The organism is Bacillus sp. JHAA, assembly GCF_036961585.1.
Classification (GTDB): Bacteria; Bacillota; Bacilli; order Bacillales; family Bacillaceae; genus Bacillus; species Bacillus velezensis.
In genome coordinates this window covers 226,911-242,921 of record NZ_JBAMDE010000004.1, presented here as the reverse complement: position 1 = coordinate 242,921, position 16,011 = coordinate 226,911, and the positions used below count along the sequence as shown (strand labels likewise).

Below are 16,011 nucleotides of genomic sequence, written 5' to 3'. Positions count from 1 at the left end.
CATCTGGTTTTTAAGAAAAGTACACACCGATCCGCTGACTGTCAATCTCTTGAATCGGGATGGTCATATCATAAATATCTTCAAGCACGGAGGTTTCAATGATCTCCTCCGCAGGCCCTTCTTTGACGATCCGGCCGTTTTTCAGTGCGACGATATGGTCTGAATATACGGATGCGAAGTTGATATCGTGAATCACTACGACGACCGTTTTTCCGAAGTCTTCCACAAGCCGCTTCAACAGCTTCATCATTTCAACGGAATGCTTCATATCTAAATTGTTCAGCGGCTCATCGAGAAAAATATAGTCCGTATCCTGAGCGATGATCATCGCGATAAACGCCCTCTGGCACTGGCCTCCGCTGAGCTGATCGAGGTATTTATCCTTTAATTCATCCAGCTTCATATAACTGAGGGCCTGGTTGATATGCACCCAATCTTCATCCGTCAGTTTCCCCTGGGAATACGGAAATCTGCCGAAGCTGACCAGGTCTTTAATCGTCAGCCTGATATTGATTTGGTTCGTCTGCTTCAGGATGCTGATTTTTTTTGCCAGATCGTTGCTTTTGCAGGCCCCGATCTCTTGCCCGTCGACCGTAATTTCCCCGGAATCCGTCTTAATCAGCCGGCTCATGATAGACAGCAGCGTGCTTTTTCCCGCGCCGTTCGGACCGATAAATGAGGTGAGCCTGCCCTTTTGAATGGATAGAGACGTTTTCTCAAGGACGGTTTTCCCTCCGTATTGTTTGCTTACATTTTTGACCTCTACCATGATTTATTCTCCTTTAACAGCAGATAGATAAAATAAATCCCGCCGGCAAAATTAATGATGACGCTCAGCGTCGTGGAAAACGTGAACACTTTCTCCACGACGAACTGGCCCCCGACGAGCGCGACGATGCTGATCAGGACAGAACCCGCGATTAAATACGTGTGCCTGTAGGTTTTTAAAAACTCTCTCGCCAGATTGACGACAAGCAGTCCTAAAAACATAATCGGCCCGACAAGAGCCGTAGAGACAGACACAAGAATGGCGACGACAATGAGCATCTGTTTCACAAGCTTATCGTAATCAATCCCCAGGTTGACGGCGTGCTCCCTGCCGAGCGACAGCACATCAAAAAACCGCGTGAACCGCCAGACATAAATGCCCGTCAGAAGAAAGACAGCACCGGCAAACCATAAAAGATCGGTGTTGATATTGTTAAAGCTGGCAAACATTTTGTCCTGAACAACCTGGAACTCATTCGGATCAATCAGCATCTGCATAAAGGATGACAGACTGTTGAACAGCGTGCCGAACACGACGCCGACAAGCAGAAGGAAAAACACGTTCCGCCCCTCGCCTTTAAACATGAGCTGATACAAAACGAGTGACAAGAGCACCATCAGCCCGACGGAGATGACGAAATTAAGATTTTTGTTCATCATGACGATATTCATTGAACCGAACAGGAACACGATGACGGTCTGAATGAGCATATACAGGGAATCGAGGCCTAAAATGCCCGGTGTCAGTATGCGGTTATTTGTAATCGTCTGGAAGATGACCGTCGAAAACGCGATCGCTCCTCCGGTGAGCATCATGGCAAGCACTTTGAAGCATCGTCTCGGCAGGGAGTATTCCCAATTGCCCAGTCCGTAGAACAGGAAGAATCCGATACATATCATGGCGAGCGCCGCCAGCAGCGTAATTTTTTTATTATGACTCATATGCTTTTCTCCTTAACAGCATATACAGGAAGATGCCGCTGCCGATAACACCGACCATCAGGCCGATGGAAATTTCGTACGGGAAGATGATCACCCTTCCCAAAATGTCGCAAAACAGCACAAAAACAGCGCCCAGCAGAGCGGTGTGAGGCAGGCTGCTCCTCAGGTTGTCCCCTTTGTAAATCGACACCATATTGGGAATGATCAAACCGAGAAACGGCAGCATCCCGACGGTCAGGATCACCAGTGAAGCGATGAGCGACACGATAATCAGACCGATATTGACGACGCGTTTGTATTTCAGGCCGAGATTGACGGAAAAGCTCTCTCCCATTCCCGCCACCGTAAATTTATCCGCATACACATAAGCGATGATCAAAAGCGGGATACTCAGATATAAAAGCTCATACCGGCCTTTGACGACCAGTGAGAAATCTCCCTGCAGCCAAGACGACAGGTTTTGGATCAGGTCATATTTATATGCGATAAACGTGGCGATTGAGCTGACGATGTTCCCAAGCATTAAACCGACGAGAGGAATAAAAATCGCATCATTGAACTTGATTCTCTCGAGGATTTTCATGAAAAGGAAATTTCCCGCCAACGCGAAAACGAAAGCGATAGACATTTTCACAAGCGGACTCGCTGACGTAAAAAGCATTAATGAAATCAAGATTCCGAGCCTTGCCCAATCCATCGTTCCCGCAGTCGTCGGCGATACAAATTTATTCCGGCTGATCTGCTGCATGATTAATCCGCAGATGCTCAGGCTCATGCCGGCGATGATAATGCTCACCAAACGCGGCAGCCGGCTGTCAAACAATGTACCCGCCTGTTCTTTATTTAAATGAAAAATATCCAGCGGCGACAAATCTTCTACACCGATAAATATAGAAGTACACGCCAAAACCGCCAGTAGCAAAAGTAAGTAACGTAGCTTCATGCTGCCTCCCTGCACCCATCACAAACGGTATGACTGATTGCCAAACAACTCCCATATATCCCACTCGTAATGATTATCATTATCAACGACAATTATAATCTTATCATCTTTCCAAGCGCAGTCAATACAGTTTTGCTTTCAAAAGCGGTCATCCGCGGGCCGTACACTAAATTGTCTTACAATCAGTCTATCAAGAATTTGCAGGATTTTCTATAACCTACATTTGGCTGCTTATCATTTTTTGCACATGATGACACGCTTGAGGGAAACAAATCTGACAAACAGCGGCAAAATTCCTCCACGAAAATACAAATGTTCTTCCCAAGTAGAAAAAATCCTTGATTTACATGTTTGAAAGAGAGATAATAAAAATTAAATTTGTGAGAAAATTTAAATATTAGGGGATGTAAATCATGAAAGTTGTAAAATTCGGAGGCAGCTCTCTTGCGTCAGGAGCCCAGCTTGAGAAAGTGTTTCAAATCGTGACGGCTGATCCCGCGCGGAAAGCCGTCGTCGTATCGGCACCGGGAAAACGCTTCTCGGACGATACAAAGGTGACGGATCTGTTAATCCGCTGTGCGGAGCATTATTTGCAAAAAGGTGCAGCGCCCGAGCTTGCCGAAACGGTCATTGAACGGTACGCCGCCATCGCGCGTGAGCTGAACCTGGATTTCTCTATTATAGAAAGAATCCGCAGTGACCTATTCGCTCTTTTAAACAGCTGTAAAACCAATCCCGAACAATATATGGATGCGGTGAAGGCGAGCGGCGAGGACAACAACGCGAAGCTGATCGCAGCCTACTTCCGACGGCAGGGCGTGAAAGCGGAATACGTAAGTCCGAAAGAAGCGGGGCTGTTTGTGACGAATGAACCCGGAAGCGCGCAGGTGCTCCCTGAGTCTTATGGTCATTTGTACCGTCTAAGAAACCGTGAAGGCTTGATCATTTTTCCGGGATTTTTCGGTTACACGAAGGAGCATGAGATTGTGACGTTTTCCCGGAGCGGTTCTGATATTACCGGCTCCATTCTCGCCAGCGGCTTAAAAGCCGACCTGTACGAAAACTTTACTGATGTGGACGCCGTCTATTCCGTCAACCCGTCAATCGTGCGGCATCCGAAAGAAATTAACGAACTGACGTATCGGGAAATGCGTGAGCTCTCCTATGCCGGATTTTCCGTTTTTCATGATGAAGCGCTGATTCCCGCATTTCGGGCCGGCATCCCCGTTCAAATTAAGAATACGAATAATCCGGATGCGAAAGGAACACGCGTCGTCAGCAGCCGTGACAATACGAACGGGCCAGTCATCGGCATCGCAAGCGACACGGGCTTTTGCAGCATTTACATAAGCAAATATTTAATGAACCGGGAAATCGGTTTCGGCCGCAAAGCCCTTCACATTTTGGAGGAAGAAGGATTGACGTATGAACACGTTCCATCCGGCATTGACGACATCACGATCATCCTTCGGCACAATCAGATGGACTCAGAACTGGAACACAGGCTCGTCACCCGTCTGAAGCAGGAACTTCAAGCAGATGAAGTCACAGTCAGGCACAATCTGGCGCTGATTATGGTCGTCGGGGAAGCGATGCGCCATAATGTCGGCACAACCGCCAGGGCATCCAAAGCACTGTCGGAAGCCGGCGTCAACATCGAGATGATCAATCAAGGGTCATCGGAAGTCAGCATGATGTTCGGAGTGAAAGAAGAACAGGAAAAACACGCGGTGCGGGCACTGTATGACGAATTTTTCGCCGGAGTCTTACTCTCATAGGACACCGCCTCTTTTTTCTCTTGTCCACTAATATCCCTTACAAAGCAGCTTCTTTTACATATTGTATGGTATAGACAATATGGAGGTGAAGCTCATGTCAGGATATTCTGGAATCAGCTCTTTCGCTTTGATCGTTGTTTTATTTATCCTGTTGGTTATTGTAGGTACTGCCTATGTTGGCGGCTTCTAAGCATCACTCCGTCTATATGAGGACGCTGCGGGTTTTGACCTGCGGCGTTTTCTTTTGTTTTCCGCCGCTGTCCGAGTCCGGCCGCGCAAAAAAAGACTGCCGGGAACATTCCCATGCAGTCTTTTCCTTTGTTCAGGCTATTTTCTTCTCACGTCATTCCTCTTTCAGCTACATGGAAGTCAGCCTGATCTGTCTGGCCTGCACCTGTCACTGTAAAAATCGCGGCGGCTGCTAAACAAATAACAAACCATTTAGATTTCAATTTCATACAAACCCTCACTCCTTTGTATTTGTTTCCTTGCCTCTTCGACTTTCAGAAAATAGTCAGAAGAAATTTTAAAGCAATTTTGTTCATAGTAATATTTAGCTGCTTCTAGTGCTAAATCCTCTATATCGGCGTATAAATTTTTATCTTCCAGGTAACGGAAACACGCGCTGATTGTTTCCTCATCCGGTTTCGCCTGATACAGAGCCTGCAGCCATTCGAATTTTACCGTGTAAACGGGATCGTCTGTTTCTTTAGCATATTCATATCCCCGCTTGTGATATTCCGACGCTTTTTCTTTTTTTCCGAGTTTAAAGTAAATGAGTGTGATTAGAAAATATGCTTGAGGAAGAGAATTGACGATTCTTTGTGATTCAAATGTATCGACCGCCCGTTCAAAGTACGGAATCGCTTCGCCGATGCGGTCCTGATTGTAGTAGCACAGTCCGAGGTTATACAGCGCCCTCCCGACAAGCTGCGCTTTTTGTTCTTTTTCGGCCATTTGCAGAGCGTGCTGAAAATGTTTGGCCGCCTGTTCAAAGCGCCTTTCATCCATTAAATTGACGCCGAATACAAAATGGCATTGAATGATCCGGACGTTATATGTGTCCTGCTCTACGTAAATTTCATAAGCGTTTTTTATATGTATCAAAGAAAAATACGTTTGTTTCATATGATAATAAGCTTCGGCCACTTTAAAATAAAACTCCGCCCGTTCCACGTGGTCCGATACGAAGGCCAGTTTTTTCTCAGCTTGTTTATAATATGTAATCGCTGAGATAAATTCTCTTTTATCAAATTCAAACATGCCTTTGAAAAAGTTGACGTAATAATCGAGAAGCCCTTTGAGGCCGGCCTGGCTGTTATCAATGTTATCAAGAATTTCCGACAGGGTCGGCTGGTCTTCTATCTTCAGTTTTTCCAGCGGCTCCAAGTAATCCAGCATCAGCTGATGGCGAAATTCCATGAGGGAATAATAAAGCACTAAGTTCGAATCAGGCTCCATATGGTCAAGCTCTTGTTTGATCTCGGCCTTCAAGATCTCCGCATCCGGCACGCTGAATGTTCTGATGTATCGATACCACTCGTTAATTTTCTGCCCGACTGCTGAAGAAGGAATTAACCCGCTCTTCATTCCTTCACCCTCCCCATCCAAGACCTGTTTACCAGTTATTTTATCACGTTTCCGTCTCTTTCCATCCCGAAAAACACGCAAACTTTGTTTCGGCAGAGCGCAATTTTCCGAGCGGAGATAAAACAGACGGCGGCCAGACGGGACCGCCGGTTTCAAGATGATTCATTTTTCGTATTCAGCGGAAGGCGGATTGTAAAGGTCGTGCCTTTTCCTTTTTCGCTGTCAATATCTATCGTACCCTTGTGCATTTCGACGAGCTGCCTGACGATGGAAAGGCCGAGTCCGTATTCGCCGTATGCCGTATTCGTCCGGGACACGTCCGCCTTATAAAACCGCTCCCATATATGTTCAATTTCCTCTTTGGAGATGCCGATCCCGGTGTCTTCGATTTCAATCACCGTTTCTTTATAGCCTTCATACCCGCGCAGCGTGATGTCTCCCTTTTGCGTAAATTGAATGCTGTTTTTCGTGATGTTGACGAGAATCTGGATCAGCCTGTCATAATCGGCGAACACTTTGACGCCGTCCTCCACTTGAATCCGCAGCTGATTTTGTTTTTCCTCCGCCTGCTGATTGAGATGCTCTTTAATAATTTCAAACACCTCGATGAGCGGCAGACTGAGCTTGTCCAGTTTGATTTGCTGGGATCTGATTTTTTCATAATCCAGGTTTTCTTTCACGAGCCTGAGCATCCGCTTCGTTTCTTCGCTGATCAGCGAGAAGCATTTCTCTTTATCTTTTTCCGGGATGGTGTTGCTGTTAAGCCCCTCCACAAGTCCGTTAATGGTCGTCAAAGGCGTTCTCAGCTCATGGGAGACATCGGCGATAAATTGGCGCCTCCGTTTTTCAAGGCGGTCAATCTGCTCTCTCGATTGCTTCAGATTTTTGGCCATGATGTTGAAATCGGACGCCAGCATGCCGATTTCATCGCCGCCGCTGTTCTTGAGCGAAATATCGTAATCACCGGATGCCACTTTTCCGGTCGCATCCCGCAATGTCTGAATCCGCTTGACGTGAAATTTAGATAAAAGCCAGCTCAGCAGAATCGTGATGATAAGGGTGCTGATGATCGCGTAAATCATATAGCGGTTGACCTGGCTGATCATCTGCTCGACCCCTCTGACGGGAGACACGAGCAGCACCGCGCCTTTAAATTGATCGTTGATAAAAAGCGGTTTTGCGACAAGCGATACTTCTAAACCTTCTGTATTAAAACGGTTCATCTCCGCTCTGATCTGAACGGTTTTCCCTTGCTTCAGCATGTGCCACTCTTTACTTTTCAGCTTCTCGCGCGGCGGCATATCGTCAGGAAAAAAGTAAGGCCGCTGATGTTCATCAAAAATAATAAACCTGGTCTCGCGCGTTTTTAACATGTCCTGATACGGATACAGGCGGCGCAGATCAAGATCGCGGCCGTTCAGCTCACTTGTGATCTGCTGCGCGTAAGAAGACAGCTCATCCACTTTATTTTGATACGCAAAATCTTTCACAAAGTGCGAAAACAGGGAAATGATGATGAAAAAGGCCAAAATCAAAATGCTGACATGACTTAACAGCAGCTGATATAAGTATTTAATCCTCATCAAATTTGTATCCTACCCCCCACACCGTGTATAAAAACGGTTTTTCCTCACTGGACAGTTTTTTGCGCAGCCGTTTAATATGAACATCAACCGTACGTTCATCGCCGTAAAATTGATAGCCCCACACCTGCTCAAGCAGCTGCTCTCTCGAAAAAACCTGGCGCGGGTTTTGTGCGAGATAAAAGAGCAGATCGAATTCCTTCGGCGTCAGATTCTCGACAGGTTTTCCGTGCAGAAACACTTCCCGCGTCTTCTTATTGATTGAAAAACACGCCGTTTCGATCAAGTCGTCGCTTTTAACGGCCTGCCCCGTCGCCCGGTATCTTCTGATCACCGCTTTAATCCGCGCTACTAGTGTCAGCGGGCTGAACGGCTTGGTGACATAGTCGTCGGCTCCCATTTCAAACCCGATCACCTGATCAGACTCCGTGTCCTTTGCGGTCAGCATAATAATCGGCACACTGCTCGTCTCTCTTATTTTCCGGCAGATCGTCACTCCGTCCATTGATGGAAGCATAATGTCCAGAATGACCAAATCCCAGTCCTCTTCCGTGAAACGCTGATAGCCTTCCACTCCGTCATGGACAAATTCGGCTTCAAATCCTTCTTTAAAAAAGAACATTTCCGTCATGGTGCATACGCTTATATTGTCTTCTATCATTAATATCTTCATTGGTTCCTCCGCTTATCTTCACGCTTTTTCTTATAATAGCACCATTTTACCCGGGTGTTTTCGGGTTTCACAATTGTTAGTTTTTATTTCATCATCCGGAAATAGTTTGTTCATATTTTTTTCATACATTTCTCCTACTATATACATATCGGATGGCCGGTGCTAAAGAAGGCCGGTTTTACAAGATCTGACACCCACACGGAGGAACAGACATGAACTTTATAAAAAGAGCCTTTTGGAGCATGAAGGCAAAAAAGGGAAAAACATTTTTGCAGCTGGTTGTGTTTTCAGTGATTTGCATTTTTGTCCTGTCCGGTCTTACGATCCAGTCAGCAGCAAAGAAATCAAGCGAACTGGCAAGGCAGCAGCTCGGCGGGAGCGTCACACTCCAGGCTGACCGCCAAAAGCAAATGGCGCAGCAGCAAAAAGACGGTGAAAAGAGGACGTTTGAATCAACGCCGATTTCCGTCTCAGATGCCAAGAAGCTTACATCTTTACAGCATGTTAAAAATTACAACTTCCTCACGACAGCGTCAGCAAATGCAGAAAGCTTTGATGCGATAAAAAGCTCAGGCGAATCAGCCGATAACAGTTCCGGCGACGGCCGTTTTCAAGGCGGCGGAAGACAGATAATTTCAGCGGATATTTCGATCGAAGGCGTGCTCTCTACGGCATTGCTTGATGATTTCACAGGCGGGAGCTCAAAAATCACTGACGGACGCGCCATCACAAAGACAGATGCGGACGCAAAAGTCGCCGTGATTAATGAAACGCTGGCAGATCAAAACAAGCTGAAGGTCGGCGGCTCCATTACCGTATCCTCAGCAGCGGATGATTCTGTGAAAACGAAGCTTAAAATTGTGGGAATCTATAAAACAACATCATCAGGAGACGATCAGGCACAGCATTTTTCATTCTTAAATCCTGACAATAAAATCTATACGCCTTACACCGCCGCGGCGGCGTTAAAAGGGTCTGATTACAAAAACAAAATCAGCTCAGCCGTTTATTATATGGATGATGCCAAATATATTGACTCATTCGTTGCGGCTGCGAAAAAAACATCCATAGTTGATAAAACCTACACGCTGACGACAAATGATCAGGTGTATCAGCAAATGGCCGGCCCGATTGAAAATGTCGCGTCATTTTCTAAAAACGTGGTATACCTTGTATCCATCGCGGGCGCGGTCATTCTCGGGTTGATCGTGATGATGTCGATCAGGGAACGCAAGTATGAAATGGGTGTCTTGATGGCGATCGGCGAAAAGCGCTGGAAGCTCATCGGACAATTCTTAACGGAAATTCTGGTTGTCGCCGTTATTGCCATCGGGATCGCATCCGTCACGGGCAGCCTTGTGGCGAATCAGCTCGGAAATCAGCTTCTTTCCCAGCAGGTCAGCTCAGCCAATGATTCACAGCAGCAAACAAGCGGCTGGGGCGGCGGAGAAATGCCGCGGGGAGGCGGCTTGTTCGGTCAGCATTCATCCGGCGCGGATGTCATCAGTACAATGCAGGTAAACGTCTCACTGAATGACCTTCTGATTCTTGGCGGGATCGGCGTCGCAATTGCCGTCATCGCCACATTACTGCCGTCTGTATCAGTCATGCGGCTTCACCCTAAAACGATCCTGACCAAGCAGGAGTAAGAGGAGGCAGCATAATGAGCCTATTAACCTTTCAACAGACCGGCTACTGGTACCAAGAGAAATCACAGCCGCTGTTTCAGGATATAACAATCAGCTTTGAAAAAGGGAAGTTTTATACAATTGTCGGCGCCTCCGGAACGGGGAAAACAACGTTTCTGTCTCTGGCGGGCGGCCTTGACACACCTAAAGAGGGAAGCATCCTTTATAACGGAAAAGACATCTCCAAAATCGGATTAACCAAATTCAGAAATCAATATGTCTCTATCGTCTTTCAATCTTATCATCTGATCCCGTATATGACGGCGCTCCAGAATGTCACAACGGCGATGGAGATCACCGACTCTAAGGAGAACAACAAAGATGCGTTCGCGCTCAGCATGCTGAAAAAAGTCGGCATCACCGAACAGCAGGCCCGTCAGCGGGTGCTGACATTAAGCGGCGGACAGCAGCAGCGCGTTTCAATTGCGCGGGCTTTCTGCTGTAACACGGATTTGATTTGCGCGGACGAGCCGACGGGAAATCTCGACGAGGATACGTCAAAGGAAATCGTCCGGCTCTTTCAGGATCTGGCGCATAAAGACGGCAAATGCGTCATCATGGTTACGCACGACGAACAAATTGCCAAAGTTTCGGATATCAACATCCGCTTATCAAGAGGAAGTTTCACGGTTAAAGAAAACGGCACGGCCGTTTCCTGATACCGCGCCCCTGCCAGCGCAGACAGGGGCGCACCCTATATCCCCCTATTCAATAGAAGTGAACGTAAAAAGAGCGAGGGCTGCATCCCCCCGCTCTTTTTATTTATATCAGCTGTAAATAACGGTCCATATTTGATTGTCCGGCTGCTTTGATCAATTCTTCCGCCTTTTTCTCTTCTCCCGGTAAAGCGAGCCGGAGTTTGTCTTCAATGTCTTTTTCAGAAAGACCGTTTCCCGGCGCTCCCTTCGGACAGTCGATACGTGTTTCATAAACATGACCGCTGGAAGCCGTGACCCGTACAATTGTAAAACGGCCCTTCGGAACGGCGTTGTCAGCCGGCTGAATTTGATCATCGCAGCTGCGGTGAATCCGCTCAAATCCTTTTTGAAGGGATTCCGGAATCGGCTCGGATGTGAAATGTTCAACTGAAAAATCCTTACCGTGCAAAGCTAAGGTGATCACATATTCCACGCTGAATCTTCCCGCTTCGCCTGTTTTCGGACGCCGTTCTGTCAATGCAGCGTCACCGCCCGGCGGATAAATCACGTCGATCCGTTCCGTTTGGCCGAAAGTGAGACCATGTTCGGCCTTCAGCTTGAGAATGGCGTCCGCCGCATGATGAGCCGCCGAGCAAAACGGATAAACCTTAAACCAAAGTCCCGGGCTCACAATCCGCCAAGGTGTTCCCCACCCGTTTACAAGCAGGGTTTCTGCCCGTTCAAGATCGCCGTACAGTCCGAAAAAACCTTTCTCCCCGTCGAGCGCATGAACTGAGCCGCCGAAACCGGCCTTGGCAAGCTGCACGGCGAACAATCCGGCTTGAGCGGCCAGTCCGGCGTGGAGCGGCTTCATTTCTGTCCCGAATTGCACTCTCATGCCTCCGGAACGGGCAGCCGCAAACCCGATTGCTTTCTGCAATTGGGTTTGATTCAGATTCTCCGCGAATCCGACGGCGCATGCGGCCGCAATGGCACCTAACGTTCCTGTATTGTGCCAGCCTTTCTCGTAATGATGCCTTCCAGCTGACTCGCCGAGCCGCGCCATCACTTCAATTCCCGTCACATAAGCACCGAGAAAACGGCTTTTGTCTATACGGCCGGCTGATGCGGCTGCAATCAAAGCCGGAAGGATGACTGCGCTCGGATGTCCTCTTACATCAGAATGAACGTCGTCAAAATCAAGCGCATGTGCGATGAATCCGTTAATGAGCGCGGATTGGGACGGCGTGGTTTTTTGATTTCTGCCGATAAGCGGCGCTATCGGCACCCCGCCTTCTTCTTCGGCCAGTTTTACCAGCTTTTCAACTCCTTTATCCCGTCTCCCCGCAAAAGCTGCCGCTGTAAAATCAAGCAGTCCTTTGCGCGCTTCTTTCATCGCTTCAGCGGATGTTTCCGGCACAGACGACATGACGGCCTGAGCAAGTCCGGCCGTCAGATTTTCCGTATTCATTCCGTCTGCTCCAATACATTGACGGCAAGCCGGGCGAAAAACTCAGCCGCTGCCGGGAGCGCTTTTTCGTCGAGTGTGAAGGCGGGATGGTGCCATTCTTCTGTTCCGTTTGTTCCCATCCAGACGAAGAAGCCGGGGATTTTTTCTTGATATAATGCAAAGTCTTCACCGCCGGGCGACTGTTCTGCCCGAACGGTCTGAAGCCCGAGGCTTTCAGCCGTTTGTTCCGCCGCCTGTATGAAACGGGCGTCGTTCATCACTGACGGAAGGTAAGGATACCAGCGGAAATCAGCCTCTGCCCCGAATCCGGCTGCGATTCCTTCGGCAACCCGCTTCATATGTTTCGGAACAGCGTCACGCGCTTCTTTTTGAAACGTCCGGACGGTGCCTTCCATTTCAACATGGTCCGGGATGACATTCCAAGAGCTGCCGCCTTGAACTCTTGTGATGCTGACGACGGCATTATAAAGCGAGCTGATATTTCTGCTGACAACCGATTGCAGGCCGCCGATAATCTGCCCTGCCGCCTGAATCGGATCAATGCTGTTATCAGGGATTCCGGCGTGGCCGCCTTTTCCTTTAACAGTGATTTCAAAGCGGTCGACACTCGCCATCAGCGGGCCTTCTTTCAGACCGACCGTGCCGACGGGGAGGTCAGGTTTGTTATGCATGCCGAATATCGCCGATACACCGTCAAGCGCGCCGGCTTCAATGACCTGTCTTGCTCCGGCGGCGATTTCTTCCGCGGGCTGAAAAATAAACCGCACCGTTCCTTTCAGCTCATGCTTTCTCTCATTTAATAAAAAAGCCGTGCCGAGGATAGATGCCGTATGGAAATCATGGCCGCAGGCGTGCATCACGCCGCTGTTGCGCGAAGCAAACGGAAGGTTTGTTTTCTCTTCGATCGGCAATGCGTCGATGTCCGCTCTGACGGCGATGACGGGGCCGCTTTTGTCTCCTTTGATTTCAGCGATCACTCCGGTTTGAAGTTTCGGCATATCAAGAACCGTAATTCCTTCTTCCTCCAGCCAGCGGCGGATTTTATTCGTCGTTTCGTATTCCTCGCCTGACAGCTCAGGGTGTTCATGAAGGTCGCGGCGGATATTGATTAAACGTTTGTTTAATGATTCATACGTTTCATTTGCCATTTCTTCTTCTTCCCTTCTTAGACAAGTTCGGCGGGCTCTCCCACTTGCTTAATAAATTTTTTCGTCCGTTCGTTCTGCGGATTGTCAAACAGCTCTTCCGGCGTTCCCTGTTCGATGATGCGTCCGTCCGCCATAAAAATAACTTTGTCGGCCACTTCACGCGCAAAAGCCATCTCATGCGTGACGATGATCATGGTTGTCTGTTTTTCGGCAATTGATTTGATGACTTGGAGCACCCCGGCTACAAGCTCAGGGTCAAGGGCCGAAGTCGGTTCATCCAGTAAAATCGCGTGAGGATCAACGGCCAAGGCGCGCGCAATCCCGATCCGCTGCTGCTGTCCGCCTGACATCGTAATCGGGTAGCTGTCCGCTTTGTGTTCTAAACCGACTTGCCGCAGCAGATCCATACCGATCTGTTCCGCTTCTTTTTTCGGTTTCTTTTGCGCGGTGATCAGCGCCTCTGTCACATTTTGCAGGGCGGTTTTGTTTTTGAACAGGTTGTAATTCTGAAACACCATCGCCGTCTGCTGGCGAAGCTTATGAACGTCTTTGCGCGAATAGGACGCTGCATTCAGCTTTGCATCACCGATTTCAATGATGCCGTCATCCGGGCGCTCCAGCAGATTCAAACAACGGAGGAGCGTTGATTTTCCCGAGCCTGACGGGCCGATGATGGCCGTGACTTCGCCGCTTTTGATCTCAAGATCGATCCCGTCAAGTACGGTAAGGTCTTTAAATGCTTTTCGAATATGTCTGACTTGTATCATCCTGAGCCTCCTCCTATGTGCGATAAGGCTTGCTGATCGCCCGTTCGAGCAGATCCTGCAGCACACTGTAAATAATCGTAAGAATCCAGTACATGACCGCGACGGCTAAATACGTCTCAAAATATTTGAGGTTGCCTGATGCGTACATTTTTCCTTGGGCGAACATTTCCATCACTCCTAATGTAAAGGCGAGCGATGTTTCTTTTAACAGGCCGATAAACGTATTTCCCGTCGCGGGAAGCGCGTTTCTGACGGCTTGCGGGAAAATGATTCGTCTGTACGCCTGGGATTTTGTCATTCCGACAGACAGACAGGCTTCAAGCTGCCCCTCATCGACTGAGTTGAGCGCCGCGCGGAAGATTTCAGCCAAGTAGGCGGCATTCTTCAGGCTTAACCCGATAATCGCCGCGGTTAACGCCGTCATCTTGCTCATTCCGGGAAACAGCTGAGGCAGGCCGTAATAAATTAAGAAAAGCTGGACGAGCGTCGGCACGCCCCGGAAAAATGAAATATACACCTTTGACAGCTGGTGAAGCACAGGAACACGATTTTTTGTGATAAGCGCTAATATAAGGCCGCCGATCACGGCAAATACCATGGCCGCGACGGCCATTAGTAATGTGATCGGCAAGGCTTCGATTAACGCGGGAAAAGCTGAAAACATAAATCCCCAATCAATGCTGTTCATTCTCGATTTTCACCGCCGTTTCTTAATGCTTTGCTTCTGTTGTGATATCTTCTTTAAAGTACTTTTCAGACAGCTTTTTCAGCGTGCCGTCTTTTCGCAGGTCTTCAATGGCTTTGTTTACTTTTTTGCGGATTTTATCGTGAGCCGCATCTTTCGCAAACGGGAAAGCGACTTTTTCATAGACAATCGGGTCTCCTGCTAATTTCAGAGGCAGACCGGTCTTTTTGATCTGGGCGATCAGGACGCTGCGGCTGTTTACATAAGCGTCAACCCGTCCGTAAGCCACGTCTTTCAGCGTGCCTTCTTGTGTTTCATATGTTTTCATGTTGATTTTTTTATCCGGGTCCTTGCTCTCAAGGTTTTTCGCGTGGTTTGAGCCCAGAACGGCCGCCACTGTTTTTCCTTTTAGATCGTTGACTGATTTGATGTCTTTGTTATCGTTTTTGACGACGATTTGAGTGCCCGCATACGAATACGGTTCTGTGAAGTTATACGTTTTCTCGCGTTCGTCCGTGACAGCGACCTGGTTAGAGATGGTGTCGAGTTTGCCGGTCTGGAGCTCTCCCATCAGTCCGCTGAATTCAAGCAGCTTCCAGTCCAGTTTCATGTTGATTTTTTTCGCGACGGCTTCCATGACATCCACGTCAAAGCCGGTCAGCTTGCCATTTTCTTTATATGCGAACGGATAGCTTTGTCCCGTGGCGCCGACATGCAGTACGTTATCGCCGCCTTCGCTTTCTTTTCCGTTTCCGCATGCTGATAAGACCGCCAAAAGCGCGGCAGACAGCAGCAAAGCCCATGTTTTCTTCTTCATTAAAATCCCGCCTTTTCCTATTAATATGTTAATCCTGCAATTGTTTTTTTAAATAGATGGTGATGTGCCCTTTTCCTAGATCCTTTTCGCCTGCACGGACGTAGCCTTTCCGCTCGTACATGCCGATCAGCCACGGATGCTTATCCGCTGTGCCCAGTGACACGAAAGGCGCTTTTAATGTGTCGCGGAGCACTGTATTCTCCAGCCACTCCAGCATGTCTGAGCCCGTCCCTTTTTTTCCGGTTTCAGGATCGACGGCAAACCACCAAATATGAGGAACACCGTACGGCCCGGGATTCGGCCCCCACGGCATCCGCAGAGAAATCGTCGCCAGAATCCGGCCGTCTTCCTCCAAAACGTAACAGGCGTTTTTTTGTATGTTATTCAAAACGAGTTCTTTATCCGCCGTGGCAGCGGCAAAGTTGATGCCGAGCTTGCGGATCGGTTCATACGCCCGCAGTGTCAGTGAAAGCAGCTCATCAGCGTCTGCCTCCGTTGCGAGCCGGTATTGTCTTGACAT

At 48.4% G+C, this 16,011-nt stretch carries 17 protein-coding genes; 4 read left to right on the top strand and 13 right to left on the bottom strand.

Features of this window, described 5'->3' with window-relative positions; all coding sequences use genetic code 11:
- Positions 1-10: 10 nt before the first annotated feature.
- The 3 genes from V7728_RS11285 to V7728_RS11275 are packed head-to-tail and all read right to left on the bottom strand — an operon-like array spanning position 11 to position 2,653.
- A complete protein-coding gene (locus tag V7728_RS11285) occupies positions 11-769 on the bottom strand; it encodes an iron ABC transporter ATP-binding protein (protein ID WP_012116804.1) in 759 nt (252 codons plus the stop codon).
- On the bottom strand, positions 763-1,710 hold the full coding sequence (locus V7728_RS11280; RefSeq protein WP_014416905.1) for an iron chelate uptake ABC transporter family permease subunit: 948 nt from the start codon (positions 1,708-1,710) through the stop codon (positions 763-765). The genes V7728_RS11285 and V7728_RS11280 overlap by 7 nt, the downstream gene beginning before the upstream one ends.
- Entirely contained in the window at positions 1,700-2,653 is a 954-nt protein-coding gene (locus tag V7728_RS11275) for an ABC transporter permease (protein ID WP_059366593.1), read from the bottom strand. The genes V7728_RS11280 and V7728_RS11275 overlap by 11 nt, the downstream gene beginning before the upstream one ends.
- Positions 2,654-3,066: 413 nt before the next feature.
- Here V7728_RS11275 and V7728_RS11270 point away from each other — a divergent pair, with 413 nt between their 5' ends.
- A complete protein-coding gene (locus V7728_RS11270) occupies positions 3,067-4,431 on the top strand; it encodes an aspartate kinase (protein WP_020955323.1) in 1,365 nt (454 codons plus the stop codon).
- 79 nt (positions 4,432-4,510) lie between these two features.
- Positions 4,511-4,621, top strand: coding sequence for a YjcZ family sporulation protein (locus tag V7728_RS11265; protein ID WP_369719092.1), 111 nt, complete (start codon positions 4,511-4,513; stop codon positions 4,619-4,621).
- A 148-nt stretch (positions 4,622-4,769) separates the two neighbouring features.
- Here V7728_RS11265 and V7728_RS11260 read toward each other — a convergent pair whose 3' ends face one another.
- The 4 genes from V7728_RS11260 to V7728_RS11245 form a co-directional block, all read right to left on the bottom strand.
- Positions 4,770-4,889, bottom strand: a complete 120-nt coding sequence (locus V7728_RS11260; RefSeq protein ID WP_033575081.1) for a PhrC/PhrF family phosphatase-inhibitory pheromone — start codon at positions 4,887-4,889, stop codon at positions 4,770-4,772.
- On the bottom strand, positions 4,873-6,021 hold the full coding sequence (locus V7728_RS11255; protein ID WP_007410270.1) for a Rap family tetratricopeptide repeat protein: 1,149 nt from the start codon (positions 6,019-6,021) through the stop codon (positions 4,873-4,875). Before V7728_RS11255 ends, V7728_RS11260 begins: the two co-directional genes overlap by 17 nt.
- A gap of 152 nt (positions 6,022-6,173) precedes the next feature.
- Positions 6,174-7,607, bottom strand: a complete 1,434-nt coding sequence (locus tag V7728_RS11250; RefSeq protein WP_162992601.1) for a sensor histidine kinase — start codon at positions 7,605-7,607, stop codon at positions 6,174-6,176.
- Positions 7,594-8,277: a response regulator transcription factor gene (locus V7728_RS11245; RefSeq protein ID WP_007410267.1), complete on the bottom strand. Its 684-nt coding sequence runs from the start codon at positions 8,275-8,277 to the stop codon at positions 7,594-7,596. Before V7728_RS11245 ends, V7728_RS11250 begins: the two co-directional genes overlap by 14 nt.
- Positions 8,278-8,489: 212 nt before the next feature.
- Here V7728_RS11245 and V7728_RS11240 point away from each other — a divergent pair, with 212 nt between their 5' ends.
- Positions 8,490-9,926, top strand: a complete 1,437-nt coding sequence (locus V7728_RS11240; RefSeq protein ID WP_099566394.1) for an ABC transporter permease — start codon at positions 8,490-8,492, stop codon at positions 9,924-9,926.
- Between the two features lie 14 nt (positions 9,927-9,940).
- Positions 9,941-10,624: an ABC transporter ATP-binding protein gene (locus V7728_RS11235; protein ID WP_099566393.1), complete on the top strand. Its 684-nt coding sequence runs from the start codon at positions 9,941-9,943 to the stop codon at positions 10,622-10,624.
- 103 nt (positions 10,625-10,727) lie between these two features.
- On the opposite strand, the gene V7728_RS11230 is transcribed toward V7728_RS11235, so the two are convergent.
- Genes V7728_RS11230 through V7728_RS11205 form a run of 6 tightly spaced genes read right to left on the bottom strand, consistent with a single transcriptional unit; the run spans position 10,728 to position 16,011 of the window.
- Entirely contained in the window at positions 10,728-12,074 is a 1,347-nt protein-coding gene (locus V7728_RS11230) for an MmgE/PrpD family protein (RefSeq protein WP_099566392.1), read from the bottom strand.
- A complete protein-coding gene (locus tag V7728_RS11225; protein WP_007410263.1) occupies positions 12,071-13,222 on the bottom strand; it encodes a M20 peptidase aminoacylase family protein in 1,152 nt (383 codons plus the stop codon). The genes V7728_RS11230 and V7728_RS11225 overlap by 4 nt, the downstream gene beginning before the upstream one ends.
- 17 nt (positions 13,223-13,239) lie before the next feature.
- A complete protein-coding gene (locus tag V7728_RS11220) occupies positions 13,240-13,989 on the bottom strand; it encodes an amino acid ABC transporter ATP-binding protein (RefSeq protein WP_003156349.1) in 750 nt (249 codons plus the stop codon).
- A 13-nt stretch (positions 13,990-14,002) separates the two neighbouring features.
- Positions 14,003-14,677: an amino acid ABC transporter permease gene (locus tag V7728_RS11215; protein WP_007410261.1), complete on the bottom strand. Its 675-nt coding sequence runs from the start codon at positions 14,675-14,677 to the stop codon at positions 14,003-14,005.
- Positions 14,678-14,699: 22 nt separating this feature from the next.
- Positions 14,700-15,491, bottom strand: coding sequence for an amino acid ABC transporter substrate-binding protein (locus V7728_RS11210; RefSeq protein WP_020955317.1), 792 nt, complete (start codon positions 15,489-15,491; stop codon positions 14,700-14,702).
- Between the two features lie 28 nt (positions 15,492-15,519).
- A complete protein-coding gene (locus tag V7728_RS11205) occupies positions 15,520-16,011 on the bottom strand; it encodes a GNAT family N-acetyltransferase (RefSeq protein ID WP_003156352.1) in 492 nt (163 codons plus the stop codon).